Raw genomic sequence first — 15,762 nt, forward strand, 5'->3', positions numbered from 1 at the left:
AGGTTTTTTTACCATGAATCAGACGCTTCTTTCTGAATTTGGCACGCCGGAACAGCGTGTAGAACGCGCCATCGATGCGCTGCGCAACGGGCGCGGCGTGATGGTGCTGGACGATGAAAATCGCGAAAACGAAGGCGATATGATCTTCGCCGCCGAAACCATGACCGTGGAACAGATGGCGCTGAGCATTCGTCACGGCAGCGGCATTGTCTGCCTGTGCATTAACGAAGCGCGCCGTCAGCAGCTGGATCTGCCGATGATGGTAGAGAATAACACCAGCTCTTACGGCACCGGTTTTACCGTGACTATTGAAGCGGCCAGCGGCGTGACGACCGGCGTATCGGCCTCCGACCGTATTACCACCATCCGCGCGGCGATTGCCGATGACGCTAAACCGTCCGATCTGCATCGTCCCGGCCACGTATTCCCGCTGCGCGCGCGCGACGGCGGCGTACTGGCGCGCGGCGGCCATACCGAAGCGACCCTCGATCTGGTGACGCTGGCGGGCTTCAAACCTGCGGGTGTGCTGTGCGAACTGACCAATGATGACGGCAGCATGGCGCATGCGCCGGAAGTGATTGCGTTTGCGAAGCAGCACGCCATGCCGGTGGTGACCATTGAAGACCTGGTGGCCTGGCGCCGCCAGCATGAAACCCGTCAGGCCAGCTAAGCCGACGTGAAATAAATAAGGCCGGATGTGATGCATCCGGCCTTTTTTTATGATTAACGGCTGGCGTAAAAAACGTGATTGCCTATCACCACGGTACGCTGGAAGGCGTGGCGCCACGCCGGTCTGGCGCTGTGCGCATGAAAGAAGGTCGCGCCTTTTGTCACATCCGCCAGCTTACCCTCGACAATCCGCTGGGCCAGGCGCTGCGCGCGCTGCCAGCTTTTGTCATGCTGCGGCGGATGGCGATGGGGATGTTTGTGCAGAGACGTCCAGGAGAACTGTTTGGGTGCGTACACCACCGGACAGATCTCTTTGACGTCCCAGTTAGCCCGGTTCATGGTGACAGTGCCGACGGCAATCTGTCCCTTCACCGGTTCGCCGCGCGCTTCATGATAGATATTCATCGCCAGGCATAAAATGGCTCCCTGAATTAACATAACACTCCACTGCTTTCTAAGAGTCGCGTGGAGTGTAATGAGCCCGCCGTCGGGTGTTAACAAGACCCGTCTCGACTACGCCTTAACAAGACTAAGTCGTTGAGAGTTAAGGCCAAAGTGGTGGTGAATAAGACGAATCTCGCGTCAGCCTACCCCGCTGGTTTGCAGCAACGTCAGGCTCAGGCCCATCACCGTCATGCCGCACAGTACGCCGTAGCTGGGGTTGTTATGCGGGTCGATTTCGCGCGCCAGCGGCATCAGTTCATCCACGGACAGCGCCACCATAATGCCCGCCACCGCCGCCATAATCGCCGCAATCATCACCGGTGAGACCGCCGGCCCCAGCAGCAGAAAGGCGATGATGCCACCAAGAATCTCCGCCATGCCGGACAGGCAGGCCCAGAACAGCGCTTTGGCTTTTGAGCCGGTGGCGGCGTACATCGGTCCGGCCACCGCCAGCCCTTCCGGAATATTATGGATCGCGACGGCCAGCGCGATGCCCAGCCCCAGCTCCATATCGCTGCTGGCGGTGACAAACGTGGCAATGCCTTCGGGAAAGTTATGCAGGCTGATGCCGAGCGTCAGCAGGATCGCGGTGCGTTTCAGGTTAGTGGGACGGCGATTAACCGCCATCAGATCCTGCGGATGCTGGTGCGGCAGCAGGCGATCCATGGCGAAATAACCCAGCAAACCGAGCATGAACATGCCGTAGCCGAGCACCGGCGACATGCCTTCCGCATGCAGCGCGGCGGGCAGCATCTCCATCAGGGAAATCAGCAACATGATGCCGGCGGCAAAGCCGAGCGCAAAGGCCAGTACGCGGTTCGACGGCTTTTGACCGAGCACGCCAAAAATCGCGCCGACGAAAGTGGCACCGCCAGCCAGGATGGTTAGCAGCAAAGGTACTGACATGATGGGCTCCTTAATGATAATGATTACCAGTTACAATATAGTTAACCCCATAAAATATCGAGTTATTTAGCGTAAAGTTATGTCGGCAAAATCTTGTTCAAATTTGCTGATAAACATCATCACGCTTATCAGCGTTTTTCCCCTGGCGAAAGCGCGTATCGTGACAGTCATTAACGCGATCCCGACGCCAGAGGATGAATAATGACCCGCATGCCCGCTCTGTTTCTCGGCCACGGCAGCCCGATGAACGTATTAGAAGACAACCGTTATACCCGCGTATGGCAGCAGCTGGGCGAAACCCTGCCGCGTCCGCGCGCTATTCTCGCCATCTCGGCGCACTGGTACACGCGCGGCACGGCGGTGACGGCGATGAGCAATCCGCGCACCATCCATGATTTTGGAGGCTTCCCGCAGGCGCTGTTCGACGTGCGCTATCCGGCGCCAGGTTCGCCTGCGCTGGCACAGCGCGTTATCGATCTGCTGGCGCCGGTGGCGGTGCAGGCCGATCAGCAGTGGGGCTTTGATCACGGCTCGTGGGGCGTGCTGGCGAAGATGTATCCACAAGCGGACATTCCGTTGATTCAGCTCAGTATTGATGGCACCCAGCCGGCGGCGTGGCATTTTGCGCTGGGACGTAAACTGGCGGCGCTGCGTGACGAAGGCGTGATGCTGGTAGCCAGCGGCAACGTGGTGCATAACCTGCGCATGATTCGCTGGCAGGGCGCGGAAAGTGCTTATCCGTGGGCGGAGAGCTTTAACCAGTTCGTGCGCGATAATCTGGACTACGAAGGCGAGGCGGCACAGCATCCGCTGGTGAATTATCAGCAGCATGAAGGCGCGCAGCTGGCTAACCCGACGCCGGAGCACTATCTGCCGCTGCTGTATATTCTCGGCGCGCGAGCTGAAGGTGAGGCGGTGAGCATCCCGGTGGAAGGCATGGAGATGGGTTCGATCAGTATGCTGTCAGTGCAGGTTGGCTGACACCTGTGCCGCCCGCAGACCGGGCGGCATATGTTACTCAATGAAGGTGTGCGGATAGAAACGTGACAGATCCTGCGTGATCAGCGCACGATCTTCCCGCAGACCGATACCGGCAGGCTGATCGTCAATCAGCCAGCTGCCAATCAGCGTATAGCTGTCGCCAAACTTCGGCAGCGGCCAGAACTGCTGGACGATCATGCCCTCTTCGCCATAAGGACCGTCGGCGCGCGCGATTTCCTGACCGTTTTCCACGATGGTAATGTTGGCACCTTCGCGGGAAAACAGCGGTTTCACCACATATTTTTCCATCTGCGGCGCGCTGGCATCGTCGGCAAACCAGGCGGGCAGCAGGTTAGGATGGTTGGGGAACATCTCCCACAGCAGCGGTAGCAGCGCTTTGTTAGAGAGAATGCTTTTCCACGCCGGCTCCAGCCAGCGCACGCCAGCATCGGCCAGCTTGGTCGAGAACATCTCGCGCAGCATGAATTCCCACGGATAGAGCTTGAACAGGTTGCTGATCACCTGATCGTGCTGATCGGTAAACTGACCTTTTTCGCCCAGCCCGATCTCATCAATGTAGAGAAATTCACTCGGCAGACCGGCTTCAGTGGCGCAATCCTGCAGATACTGTACCGTGGCGCGATCCTCTTCTGTATCGCGGCAGCAGGCAAAGTGCAGCCAGTTAAAACCGTGCTGCTGGTGCAGCGTGGCGAAGCGCGCAATCAGCTGCTCCTGCAGGCTGTTGAATTGATCGCTGCCCTGCGGCAGGTTGCCGGCGTTGAGCTGATCCTCCAGCCAGATCCACTGGAAAAACGCCGCTTCGTACAGCGAGGTTGGCGTATCGGCGTTGTTCTCCAGCAGCTTGATCTCGCCTGTGCCATCCCACGCCAGATCGAGGCGTGAATAGAGCGACGGCTGACGCTGCTGCCAGGATTCGCGCACAAAATCCCAGGTGTGTTTCGGAATGCAGAAACGGGTGAGCAGCGCTTCGCTGTTCACCACTTTTTCTACCGCCTGCAGGCACATCTGGTGCAGTTCAGCGGTGGCCGCTTCAAGCTGTTCAATTTGCGCCAGCGTAAACTGGTAATAAGCGTCTTCGCACCAGTAGGGTTCGCCATACATGGTGTGAAACTGAAAGCCGTACTCGGTCGCCTTTTCGCGCCAGTTCGGACGTTCGCTGATAGCAATACGTTGCATGCGCGGGCTTAGCCTCCCAGCGAGCGGCTGCCGGTGCTGGTGGCACTGCTGCGCTGCATGGTGTTCTGTTTGGCTACCGTCTCACCAAAGCCGCCACGGGTGATGGTAGACGTAGTGGCCGGTTTTGGCGCCAGCGCGGTTTTCGGCACGTTGACCGTCCGGCCGGAGGTGGCCGCACCGTAGTTTTTACCGGAAGCATCAACAAACTGACCGTTAGCCGGGCTGTTAGGGGTTTTTGGCGAGAACAGCGGCTGCTGCGCAAAGCCAGCGCCGCCGCCCATCAGACGACCCATCATGTAGCCGGCCATCAGAGGCATCCAGAAGCTGCCGCTCTGCTGCGCTTCAGCGTTGTTCGCCGTGGTACCGACGCCCGCCTGTGCCGGAGTTTGCTGACACTGGTTTTCGCCGAATTCCGCGACGCAATCTTCACGCGTGGCGTATTTTGGCGCGGTGCGCTCAGCCTCTTTCAGCGCGTTGTTGTAAGCGGTGGTGCACTGGGCGCTCTGGCCCGGATTGGCTTTCGCACAATCATCGGCGTTCTGGTACATCGAAACCGTTTCATCGCTCTGTTCGCAGCCTGCCAGCATAAACACGGCGGTGACCGCCAGTGCGACCGGCGTTAAATGGCGTGCCTGCCAGCTTTTACGGAAAGCGGCATGACGAATATTTTTTGTCCGTTTCATTATCTTCATCCTGTGCCCAAAGGTGGGGCTTAGGATAGGTGATGAGTGGTGGAAAATGAAGCGGGAAGCCGGGTGGCAAGGGGATCTTTACGTTGTTATACGTTTGAATGCGAAAGGGGCCGCAAGCGGCCCCTTGAAGGCTTAATTAGCGAAAGGATTGGCACTGTTACGTGCCGCGGCCGGACGGGCCTGAGCGGCGGCGGAAGCGGAGGTCGCTTTCGGGCCGTTATCCACGCGCGCAGCCTGCTGGCTGTTTTCCGGCGCGACCACTTCTGGCGAGGTCGTCACTTCTTTGCCCAGCGTGCTGTTCAGCTGCTGCAGATCCTGCTCGTTCAGCGTGCCCAGCGCATATTTGATGTTCAGCTGGTTAATCAGGTAGCTGTAACGCGCATTCGACAGCTGCTGTTTAGCGTTAAACAGCGTGGTAGTCGCGTCTAACACATCAACGATGGTACGCGTACCCACCTGATAACCGGCTTCCGAAGCATCTAATGAGCTCTGCGCTGAGATTACCGACTGTTTGTAAGCGTCGATGCTGCTGATCGAAGCGTTCACGTTATTGAACGAAGAACGGACGGTCTGAATCGCGCTACGGTGCGCGCCTTCCAGCTGCTCGCTGGCGGCGACAAAGTTGTACTGCGCCTGTTTCACCTGCGAGGTCACTGAACCGCCGCTGTACAGAGGCAGTGAGAAGCTCAGGCCAACCTGGTTGGAGCCGGTGATTGAATCAGTGGTACCGGCGCTCTGATTAGCGCGGCTGCCGCCATATTTGCTGTTCGACAGACCGGTAGAAGCGGTCAGATCCAGCGTCGGCATGTGGCCGGACTCGGCGGAGCGAATCTGCTCACGCGCCAGATCCTGGCTCAGGCGGGCAGACAGCAGATTGAGGTTACGGCTCTCAGCCTGTTTCAGCAAATTGGACACCGCTTCCGGACGCGCCGTTTTGAAACGATCGATATTCAGTGACGCCAGCGACAGATAATCCATGCCGGTGATCTGACGCAGCGATTCCACCGCGTTATCCAGGTCGTTGCGCGCGGTTACTTCATTGGCCAGCACGCTGTCGTATTGAGCACGGGCGTTCTGCACATCGGTGATGGCCACCAGACCGACGTTAAAACGCTGAGTGGTCTGATCCAGTTCGCGGTAGATCGACTGTTTCTGCGCTTCAGTGTAAGAAAGCGTATCAATGGCCTTCAGCACGTTGAAATAGGCGGTTGCGGTGTTCAGGATCAGATCCTGCTGCGCTACCTGATAAGTAACGTCCTGAATGCCGGCCGTTTTTTCCTGCAGCGTCAGCGCACGCCATTTCGACATGTCGAAAATCGTCTGCGTTAATTGCAGCGAGGCGCTGGTCGTGTTGGAATGGAGACCGCTGTTGTCGCGATAGCCGCTGTTATAGGTATAATCTGCACCCAGACCCAGCTGCGGCAGCAACGGGCTACGCGCTTCGTTAATTTTCTCAAAAGCAGCGTCGCGATCGGCGGCTGAAGCACGCAGATCCGGGTTGCTGAGGCGCGCCTGCTGGTAGACCTGCAACAGGTTTTCTGCCTGGCTGGCAAGGCTGAAACCGCCCAGGCTCAGTCCAATAAAAAGTGGGAGCAGTTTTTTCATTTGCATTCCTTGTGTTGCAGCAAATGCACAGAGAGTGTGCTGCAGGTAAGCCAAAAAATAATCGCCGATTCTACAGAGGCGGCGTCAGAGATAAGTTGGCTGAACGTGCCTTCTCCCCCTAATTTACGTAAATAATTCAGAAAGAACCACTCGGACGGAGCACAAGGGTTGGCTTTTCTTCGCTCCATCCCAATCTGCATAAGGAACCAGATGATGGCGGGTGAAAAAAAATCCCCTGTGACTTTCACAAAAAACGATGTAGAAATTATTGCACGCGATACTCGCTACGATGGTTTTTTTTCCATCGTCAGTTACCGCTTCCGCCACCGCCGTTTCAATGGCGACATGAGCGGTGAAGTGGTGCGCGAAGTTTTTGAGCGCGGACACGCTGCCGTGCTGCTACCCTATGATCCCCTGCGCGACGAAGTAGTGCTGATCGAACAGATCCGCATTCCGGCCTATGATTCCAGCGCCACGCCCTGGCTGCTGGAGATGGTGGCCGGCATTATTGAACCGGGTGAAACGCCTGAAGATGTGGTGCGTCGTGAAGCGGTCGAAGAGGCTGGCCTCAAGGTTGGCCGGGTCAAACCGATAGTGAATTACTTAGCCAGCCCCGGCGGAACCTCTGAGCGTTTGTCGGTGCTGGTGGGCGAAGTGGATGCCAGCCAGGCAGAGGGAAATCACGGGCTGGAGGAAGAGAATGAGGATATTCTTGTGCATGTGGTAAGCCGCGAACAGGCTTATCGCTGGGTGGAAGAGGGGATTATTGATAACGCGGCATCTGTCATCGCTCTGCAATGGCTGGCGTTGCACCATGAGAAACTACGAGAAGAGTGGAAGCCAACATGAAACAGCGCTATACCCCTGATTTCCCCGAAATGATGCGTCTGTGCGAAACCAATTTCGCTCAGCTGCGCCGCCTGCTGCCGCGCAGTGACGAGGCAGGTGCGTCGGTGATGTATCAGGTGAACGGCGCCAGTTATCAGCTGACTATTGAAGAGTCGACGCGCTATACCACGCTGGTGGAGATCCGCCAGGTGGCACCCGCAGTGAGCTACTGGAGCCTGCCGTCCATGTCGGTGCGGCTCTACCATGATGCGATGGTGGCTGAAGTGTGTTCCACTCAGCAGATCTATCGCTTCAAAGCGCGCTATGATTATCCTAATAAAAAATTGCATCAGCGCGATGAAAAACATCAGATTAACCAGTTCCTTGCCGACTGGTTGCGGTACTGCCTGGCGCACGGCGCGATGGCTGTACCGGTGTGCTGATAGCGATACCCTGAATCCGCACGGGTATATAACGCAACGATAGCGTGGAGAGAAAGGAAACGCTTTGGATAGCCTGCTAACTCTTCCTGCGGCAAATGGGTCCGATATCAGGATTTTACAAATTACGGATACCCATCTTTTCGCGGGAAAACATCAATCGCTGCTTGGAGTGAATACCTGGTCGAGTTTTGATGCGGTGCTGGACGCCATCGCGGCGCAACAGCGCGATTACGATTTGATTATCGCCACCGGCGATCTCGCCCAGGATCACACCGTCGAAGCTTATCAGCATTTTGTTGCGGGCATTGCACGTCTGCCGAAGCCGTGCGTCTGGCTGCCGGGCAATCACGATTTTCAGCCGGCGATGGTGGATACGCTGGCGCAGGCCGGCATCGCCGCGGACAAGCATGTGCTGCTTGGCGAGCACTGGCAGCTGGTGCTGCTGGACAGCCAGGTTTTTGGCGTGCCGCACGGCATGCTGAGCGACTATCAGCTGGAGTGGCTGGACCGCACGCTGCGTCAGTTCCCCGATCGCTACACGCTGGTGCTGCTGCACCATCATCCGCTGGCCTCCGGCTGTACCTGGCTTGATCAGCACAGCCTGCGCAATCCGCATCAGCTGGATGCGGTGCTGCAAAACTTCCCGCTGGCGCGCCACCTGGTGTGCGGCCACATTCATCAGGAGCTGGATCTCGACTGGCACGGCCGCCGCGTACTGGCGTCGCCTTCGACCTGCGTCCAGTTCAAACCGCACTGCACCAACTTCACCATTGATACCGTAGCGCCCGGCTGGCGCTGGCTGACGCTGCAGGCGGATGGCACGCTGCACACCGAAGTGAATCGTCTGCAGAGCGATCTGTTCCGTCCGGATCTGGATTCCGAGGGCTACTAAACCATGGCGGCGCTGATTTATCTGCACGGATTCAACAGCTCACCGCAGTCGGCTAAAGCGACGCAGTTACAGCAGTGGTGTCAGGCGCAGCATCCGCACATTGAGGTGCTGGTGCCGCAGCTGCCGACTTTTCCCGCTGAGGCTGCCGCGCTGCTGGAAGAGTTGGTGATGCAGTATGCCGGTGAAACGCTCGGGCTGGTGGGGTCATCGCTCGGTGGCTATTTTGCCACCTGGCTGTCGCAGTGTTTCATGCTGCCGGCGGTGGTAGTGAATCCGGCGGTGCGGCCGTTTGAACTGCTGGTGGATTATCTGGGTGAAAACCGGAATCCCTACACCGGCCAGCAATATGTGTTAGAGTCTCGCCACATTTACGATCTGAAAGTGATGCAGATTGACCCTCTGGAAGCGCCCGATCTACTCTGGCTGCTGCAACAAACCGGCGATGAAGTGCTCGACTATCGCCAGGCGCTGGATTACTACAGCGCGTGCCGTCAGACGGTAGAAGAGGGCGGCAATCATGCCTATATCGGATTCGAACGCCATTTTGCGCAGATGATTGATTTTCTGGGACTGAATACTCCCTGATGCTGCGGGATGGGCCCATTTTCCTATTGCTAATCAGACTGTTACGATGAGCCAATCTAGCTATAATGCTGACGCCATTGAGGTTTTAACCGGCCTCGAACCGGTACGTCGCCGTCCGGGCATGTACACCGATACCACACGCCCTAACCATCTGGGCCAGGAAGTGATCGACAACAGCGTCGATGAGGCGCTGGCCGGTCACGCCAAACGTGTGGAAGTCATCCTGCACGCCGATCAGTCGCTGGAAGTGATCGATGATGGCCGTGGTATGCCCGTCGATATCCACCCGGAAGAGGGCGTGCCAGCGGTCGAACTGATTCTCTGTCGCCTGCACGCCGGCGGTAAATTCTCCAACAAAAACTACCAGTTCTCCGGCGGCCTGCACGGCGTAGGGATTTCGGTGGTGAACGCCCTGTCGAAGCGCGTGGAAGTCACGGTGCGCCGCAATGGTGAGATTTACCAGATCGCCTTCGAAAACGGCGATAAAGTGCAGGATCTGGCGGTGATTGGTACGGTAGGCAAACGTAACACCGGCACCAGCGTTCACTTCTGGCCAGACGAAAGCTTCTTCGACAGCCCGCGCTTCTCGGTCTCCCGCCTCAAGCATCTGCTGAAAGCCAAAGCGGTGCTGTGCCCGGGCGTTGAAATTGTCTTTAAAGACAAGGTGAACGATACCGAGCAAACCTGGCTGTATCAGGATGGCCTGACGGATTACCTGAGCGAAGCGGTGAACGGCCTGCCAACGCTGCCGGAAAAACCGTTTGTCGGCAGCTTTGCCGGTGATGTGGAGGCGGTCGACTGGGCGCTGCTGTGGCTGCCGGAGGGCGGCGAGCTGCTGACCGAAAGCTACGTCAACCTGATCCCGACCATGCAGGGCGGAACGCACGTTAACGGCCTGCGTCAGGGCTTGCTCGACGCGATGCGCGAATTCTGTGAATACCGCAATATTCTGCCGCGCGGCGTGAAGCTGTCGGCGGAGGATATCTGGGATCGCTGCGCCTATGTGCTGTCGGTCAAAATGCAGGATCCGCAGTTTGCCGGACAGACCAAAGAGCGTCTCTCCTCACGCCAGTGCGCGGCGTTTGTCTCAGCGGTAGTGAAAGATGCCTTCAGCCTGTGGCTCAACCAGAACGTGCAGGCCGCCGAAATGCTGGCCGAGCTGGCGATCTCCAGCGCACAGCGTCGTATGCGCGCGGCGAAAAAGGTGGTGCGTAAAAAGCTGACCAGCGGACCGGCGCTGCCGGGCAAGCTGGCCGACTGTACCGCGCAGGATCTGAATAAAACCGAGCTGTTCCTGGTGGAAGGGGATTCTGCGGGCGGCTCCGCCAAACAGGCGCGCGACCGCGAATATCAGGCGATCATGCCGCTGAAAGGCAAGATTCTCAACACCTGGGAAGTGTCGTCGGACGAAGTGCTGGCGTCGCAGGAAGTGCATGACATTTCGGTGGCGATCGGTATCGATCCGGACAGTGAAGATCTCAGCCAGCTGCGCTACGGCAAAATCTGTATCCTCGCGGATGCGGACTCCGACGGCCTGCACATTGCCACGCTGCTGTGCGCGCTGTTTGTGAGGCACTTCCGCTCGCTGGTGCAGCAGGGCCACGTCTATGTGGCGATGCCGCCGCTATACCGCATCGACCTCGGTAAAGAGGTGTATTACGCGCTCGATGAAGACGAAAAAGAGGGCGTGCTGGAGCAGCTGAAGCGGAAAAAAGGCAAGCCGAACGTGCAGCGCTTTAAAGGTCTGGGTGAGATGAACCCGCTGCAGCTGCGCGAAACCACGCTCGATCCCAACACCCGTCGTCTGGTGCAACTGACGGTCGACGAAGAAGACGTCGAGCAGACGTTACGGATGATGGACATGCTGCTGGCGAAGAAACGCTCGGAAGACCGCCGCAACTGGCTGCAGGAAAAAGGCGACCTCGCCGACCTCGAAGTGTGATGCAAACGGGACGCTGCGGCGTCCCTTTTTTATGCCGGCAACGCGTGCCATCGCTGCCCGTCCCGATCTGTCCCATCGCCGCATGCCCGTTAATATAAACCGCGCTGGGCGCGGCACAACCAGGCCGCCTGCTGACCCGGGTCAGCGCTAATCCCTGCGTTTTGCTGCATTGTGGTATCCTGCCGCTGCTGAACGTGGAGCAATCTACCTCAGCAGCCGTGAGAACGAGGCTAAGACCGGTCTCGAAGTAGCAATGCGCTGAGGTAGGAAGAGTGAAAATCACACTGGAAGAGTTACGCGCCTGGGTCGCGGTGGTGGACACCGGTTCGATTACCGCCGCAGCGGAACAGCTGGATCAAACCAGCTCCGGCATCAGCCGGGCGCTGAGCCGCCTCGAAAGCAAACTGCAAACCACACTGCTGCACCGCACTACGCGTCGCCTGGCGCTGACCGAAGAGGGGCTGATTTTTCTCGATCACGCGCGGCAAATCCTCGCGTCGGTGGAGCAGGCCGAAGAGCATATCGCGCAGCGGCGCGACATTCCCTCCGGACGGCTGCGCGTCAACGCCAATACGCCGTTTACCCTGCATGTTATCGTGCCGCTGGTTGCCGAATTTTGCGCGCGCTATCCGCAAATTCAGCTGGAGCTGAACACCGATGACATTGTCATCGACCTGCTTGAGCAGCAAACCGATATCGCTATTCGCATTGGCGAACTGCGCGACTCCACGCTGCGCGCCCGCGTGCTGGGCAGCAGCGCGATTCGCCTGCTGGCCAGTCCGGCCTATCTGGAAAAAGCCGGCGCGCCGCAGAGCGTGGAAGATCTGCTGACGCACCAGCTGCTGGGATTCAGCCAGCTGGACGCGCACAATGTCTGGCCGGTATGGCAGCGCGAAGGCGAGTTTTTGCGCATCAAACCTACGCTTTGCGCGTCGAGCGGCGAAACCCTGCGCCAGCTGGCGCTGGCCGGCCAGGGCATTGTGCGGCTATCGGATTTTGTCAGCCGCGAGGATCGCGCCAGCGGCCGGCTGGTACAGGTGCTGGAAAATGACACGCGCGAACTGCGCCTGCCCATTCACGCGGTGTACTATCGCAACCAGTCGCTCAGTTCCCGCATCACCTGTTTTCTGGATTTTTTACGGGAAAAAATTCAGGAAAATCATCTGTTATAGTCCGGTTCTGTTTGAATAATCTTTCCTGTTATGTTCTGCCCTCATCGATAAAAACGCTTTAATTCAATCGGTTAATGATTTAGCTATCTTTCGGCCGCCCATTTAAGAATTTTTTCCTAACGGGACATTTCTTATGTCTCGGATTTATCTCTTTCCGGATTATGTCGCAACTTTGAACCCACCCAAGGGCAGAGCCAGGGAGATTGCGGCGCTTGCCTGCAAACGCGCAGTCAAAATTAATCGACGGAAGGAAGAATCATGAACGTTTCACCCGTAAGTGTGGCGGTTATCGATAAGAAAACCATAACCAAAGCGGAAGTGCTGCGCGCCGGTAAAGATGGCAAAGCAGTGAAGATTCAGGCAATTACCAACGGTAAATATCTGCTGACGCAGAACCAGGACGGCACCGCGCCTGAAAACATCACCGTTAAACGCGCAGGGAAAAACCTGCTGGTGATGCTGGAAGGCTCAGACGCCAGCAAACCGGATCTGATTATCGAAGATTTCTTCGCTAAATCAGGCACCTTAGTGGGTAAAGCGGAAGACGGCGAAATGCACGCTTACGTCGCGACGGACGGCAATGCCGACCACGAAGCGGCCGCGCTGGCCGACGGCGAAACCACCGCGCTGGCGCTGGGTGAAGGCAGCGTTGATGATAATTCCGGTTACGCACTGGCCAGCGGCTTTGAATGGTCGCCGGCGCTGATTGCGCTCGGTGGCCTGGCGGCTATCGCGGCGGCGGCGGGTCTTGGCTATGTCGCGGCGAAGCACCACTACGACAATAACGACGGCAGCCACAGCGGCAAAGGTGAAGGCGGCGGTGGCAGCGGCGGCGGCGATATCAGCAAGCCCACCATCAGCGATGTGATTGATGATATCGGCGACGTAACCGGTTCGGTAGCGAACGGCGGCCGCACCGACGACACCATGCCCACCTTCAACGGCACCGGCACGCCGGGCAACACCATTGAAATATGGGATGGTGAGACGCTGCTGGGCGAAGTGCTGGTGGATGACGAGGGTAACTGGACCTTTACGCCGGAAAAACCGCTGGCGGCTGGCAATCACAGCATCGTTACCGCCGAGCGTAACGCCGAAGGCGTGGTGGGTGAAGAGAGCGATCCGTGGGAATTCATCATCGATCTGACGGCGCCAGCTAAAGGCACCATTGGCAGTGTGATGGACGATATGCAGGATCCGCCGGTGCTGATCGAAAAAGGTGGCGTGACGAAAGACAATACGCCGACGCTGACCGGTAAAGCTGAAGCGGGCTCGACGGTAGAAATCTGGAACGATGGCGTGAAGCTGGGCACCGCCAGGGTGGACGCCGAAGGCAACTGGACCTTTACGGCTCCGGCGCTGCAGGATGGACGACACGAGCTGAGCATCGTAGTGGTCGATCAGGTGGGGAACAAATCACTTCCATCCGATCCGTTCATCGTTGATGTGGACACCGTGGCGCCGGAAAATCCGGGCATCGGCGTGATTAAAGACAGCGAAGGTAATCCGCTGGAAGACGGTTCCACCACAAAAGATCTGCGTCCGACGCTGGAAGGCAGCGGCAACGACGGCGACATCGTAGTGATTATCGACAACGGCAAGCCCATTGGTTCGGTGATTGTAGAAGACGGCAAATGGACCTTCACGCCCGAAAACAATCTGCAACCGGGCGAGCACGAGCTGGAAATCGTGGTGCGCGATCCGGCCGGTAACGAATCGCCGGCCTCTGACAAGGTCACGATTGGGTTTGAAGGCGACACGCAAGTGCCGGTCGATCCTGAACCTGTCGATGGCCTGCCCGATCCGGACGTTCCGGTTTCCGGCGTGATTGAGCATATCTTTAAAGACAATAACGACGCCGGCGTGCGTACGCCAATCGAAAACGGCGGCGCGATGAACGATCCGAGCATCATTGTGTCCGGTAAAGGCGTGCCAGGCGAGCTGGTTACCATCTACATTGTCGGTCTCGAGAACAGCTACAGCTTCACTACCACAATTGGGGCTGACGGCAAATGGGAGTTGACGACGACGGATCTGGCAGACGATATCTATCAGCTACGCGGCGTGTTCTCCAGCGATGGCGAAGTGACCGGCAAAACGGACATTTATGAAGTGGAAGTCGACACCATTCCACCGCCGCCGCCGGAAATTAATGCGCTTGAGCTGGCCGGTCTCGATCTTTCTGCTCTGCTTTCGCTGGACAATCATGAACTGTTCAATGAGGCCGACGATCAGCCGCAGCCGATTAATGCGGAATTACTGCAGCTTAATAACGATGCGTTTAATGACTGGAATAATCAGGAAAGCCAGAGTGGTGTAATGGCTGAAAATACTTCCCAATCAGATGCGCTGTTCTTACAGAACGAAATCGAACAATTCTAATTTATCTGGAGCATACAGGTGCAATTTATTGCACCTGTGAATCTTAAATGAAAATTGCAAAAAAATTACTTTTAGCTTCACTGGTGTGTGCGCCAGTATTAACGACTTATTCAACCCAGGCGCAAAATTCATTTGGTGCCGCATGGCGCAGTTTATCGCCGGTATCGGCAGAGCAGGCGCGGGTGGTTTATTATCGTCCGGCTTCATTAACCGGAGAAAAACCGGCGAATATTTATGTCGACGGTGAATTTCAGACGTCGTTACTGGCCGGTGGCTATACGGTGTTTTGTGTTGCGCCGGGAACCCATTCGCTGGGCAGTTATGTCAACGATGCGCCAGATTATCAGGGTAAACGCGCGCAATCGTGGAGTGATAAACTGGCTGCCGGTAAAACCTACTACATTCGCGCTAACCTCGATGACAGCGGCCGTCCGCTGGTGGTCAGCCAGCAGCAGGCGCAGCAGGAGTTACTGAGCACCAAACGGCAGGCTCATTTGCTGTCGCGCGCATCGTCGGTACAGCGCTGTCAGGAAGGAACGGCTGAAGCTTATGATAACTATGCGTTTTCATCTGACCTGCTGTTCCGCTTTGGCAGTGCCAACAGCAACGACATCTCCGCACAGGGGCGCGAAGCACTCAGCAGCTTTGCCGGCATGCTGAAAAAGGAAAATGCCGCTCAACGCCACATCATCGTCACCGGCTTTACCGATCCTATTGGCAGCGACAGCAGCAATATGGCGCTCGGCCAGCGTCGCGCTGAGGCGGTGAAAGCACTGCTGATCGCCCAGGGAATGAATGCGGCCAATATCACCGCGCAGAGCATGGGGGAATCTCAGGTTAATACTAACTGTTCTGGCAGCCTGCAGGAGCAGAAAGCATGCTATGCCAGCGAGCGCCGGGTTATTATCAGTGTTGAAAACAAGTGATCTGATTTAATTATTTTAGCAGCACATTCTCACATCTCATATTGATGAGGTGTGAGGCACTGTGCCTCGATAAAGTTATTAAGGGTTCACATAACTTA

15 protein-coding genes are annotated in these 15,762 nt (G+C 57.2%); 10 read left to right on the top strand and 5 right to left on the bottom strand.

Annotated features, from left to right (window positions below):
- Positions 1–13: 13 nt before the first annotated feature.
- Positions 14–670, top strand: a complete 657-nt coding sequence (gene ribB, locus F3J36_RS17875; RefSeq protein ID WP_166720178.1) for a 3,4-dihydroxy-2-butanone-4-phosphate synthase — start codon at positions 14–16, stop codon at positions 668–670.
- Positions 671–723: 53 nt separating this feature from the next.
- On the opposite strand, the gene F3J36_RS17880 is transcribed toward ribB, so the two are convergent.
- Complete coding sequence (locus tag F3J36_RS17880; RefSeq protein ID WP_021509619.1) at positions 724–1,107, bottom strand: cell wall hydrolase; 384 nt, start codon at positions 1,105–1,107, stop codon at positions 724–726.
- A 144-nt stretch (positions 1,108–1,251) separates the two neighbouring features.
- A complete protein-coding gene (zupT, locus tag F3J36_RS17885) occupies positions 1,252–2,019 on the bottom strand; it encodes a zinc transporter ZupT (RefSeq protein ID WP_021509618.1) in 768 nt (255 codons plus the stop codon).
- A gap of 210 nt (positions 2,020–2,229) precedes the next feature.
- Between zupT and ygiD the strand changes: the two genes are divergently transcribed.
- Positions 2,230–3,000 (top strand): 4,5-DOPA dioxygenase extradiol, encoded by a 771-nt coding sequence (gene ygiD / locus F3J36_RS17890; RefSeq protein WP_370445707.1) that lies wholly within the window; start codon positions 2,230–2,232, stop codon positions 2,998–3,000.
- Positions 3,001–3,033: 33 nt separating this feature from the next.
- Here the strand turns inward: ygiD and F3J36_RS17895 are convergent, their stop codons facing one another.
- The 3 genes from F3J36_RS17895 to tolC form a co-directional block, all read right to left on the bottom strand.
- The gene (locus F3J36_RS17895) at positions 3,034–4,197 is read right to left on the bottom strand and encodes a glutathionylspermidine synthase family protein (RefSeq protein ID WP_132464273.1); all 1,164 of its coding nucleotides are present in this window, start codon (positions 4,195–4,197) and stop codon (positions 3,034–3,036) included.
- A gap of 8 nt (positions 4,198–4,205) precedes the next feature.
- Complete coding sequence (locus tag F3J36_RS17900; RefSeq protein ID WP_021509614.1) at positions 4,206–4,880, bottom strand: DUF1190 family protein; 675 nt, start codon at positions 4,878–4,880, stop codon at positions 4,206–4,208.
- 141 nt (positions 4,881–5,021) lie between these two features.
- Complete coding sequence (gene tolC, locus F3J36_RS17905; RefSeq protein WP_021509613.1) at positions 5,022–6,494, bottom strand: outer membrane channel protein TolC; 1,473 nt, start codon at positions 6,492–6,494, stop codon at positions 5,022–5,024.
- 213 nt (positions 6,495–6,707) lie between these two features.
- Between tolC and nudF the strand changes: the two genes are divergently transcribed.
- From nudF to F3J36_RS17950, 8 genes are all read left to right on the top strand, one after another.
- Complete coding sequence (gene nudF / locus F3J36_RS17915) at positions 6,708–7,343, top strand: ADP-ribose diphosphatase (protein ID WP_021509612.1); 636 nt, start codon at positions 6,708–6,710, stop codon at positions 7,341–7,343.
- Positions 7,340–7,765 (top strand): DUF1249 family protein, encoded by a 426-nt coding sequence (locus tag F3J36_RS17920; protein ID WP_021509611.1) that lies wholly within the window; start codon positions 7,340–7,342, stop codon positions 7,763–7,765. The genes nudF and F3J36_RS17920 overlap by 4 nt, the downstream gene beginning before the upstream one ends.
- Before the next feature lie 64 nt (positions 7,766–7,829).
- Positions 7,830–8,657: a 3',5'-cyclic-AMP phosphodiesterase gene (gene cpdA, locus F3J36_RS17925; RefSeq protein ID WP_031280131.1), complete on the top strand. Its 828-nt coding sequence runs from the start codon at positions 7,830–7,832 to the stop codon at positions 8,655–8,657.
- A 3-nt stretch (positions 8,658–8,660) separates the two neighbouring features.
- A complete protein-coding gene (yqiA, locus tag F3J36_RS17930) occupies positions 8,661–9,242 on the top strand; it encodes an esterase YqiA (RefSeq protein ID WP_166720179.1) in 582 nt (193 codons plus the stop codon).
- A 46-nt stretch (positions 9,243–9,288) separates the two neighbouring features.
- The gene (gene parE / locus F3J36_RS17935) at positions 9,289–11,184 is read left to right on the top strand and encodes a DNA topoisomerase IV subunit B (protein ID WP_021509608.1); all 1,896 of its coding nucleotides are present in this window, start codon (positions 9,289–9,291) and stop codon (positions 11,182–11,184) included.
- A gap of 272 nt (positions 11,185–11,456) precedes the next feature.
- Positions 11,457–12,356 (top strand): LysR substrate-binding domain-containing protein, encoded by a 900-nt coding sequence (locus tag F3J36_RS17940; protein WP_058776526.1) that lies wholly within the window; start codon positions 11,457–11,459, stop codon positions 12,354–12,356.
- Between the two features lie 258 nt (positions 12,357–12,614).
- On the top strand, positions 12,615–14,738 hold the full coding sequence (locus F3J36_RS17945; protein ID WP_166720180.1) for an Ig-like domain-containing protein: 2,124 nt from the start codon (positions 12,615–12,617) through the stop codon (positions 14,736–14,738).
- Positions 14,739–14,785: 47 nt separating this feature from the next.
- Positions 14,786–15,664, top strand: coding sequence for an OmpA family protein (locus F3J36_RS17950; RefSeq protein ID WP_166720181.1), 879 nt, complete (start codon positions 14,786–14,788; stop codon positions 15,662–15,664).
- Positions 15,665–15,762: the final 98 nt, after the last annotated feature.

Source organism: Pantoea sp. Cy-640, assembly GCF_011752635.1.
Taxonomy (GTDB): Bacteria; Pseudomonadota; Gammaproteobacteria; order Enterobacterales; family Enterobacteriaceae; genus Pantoea; species Pantoea dispersa.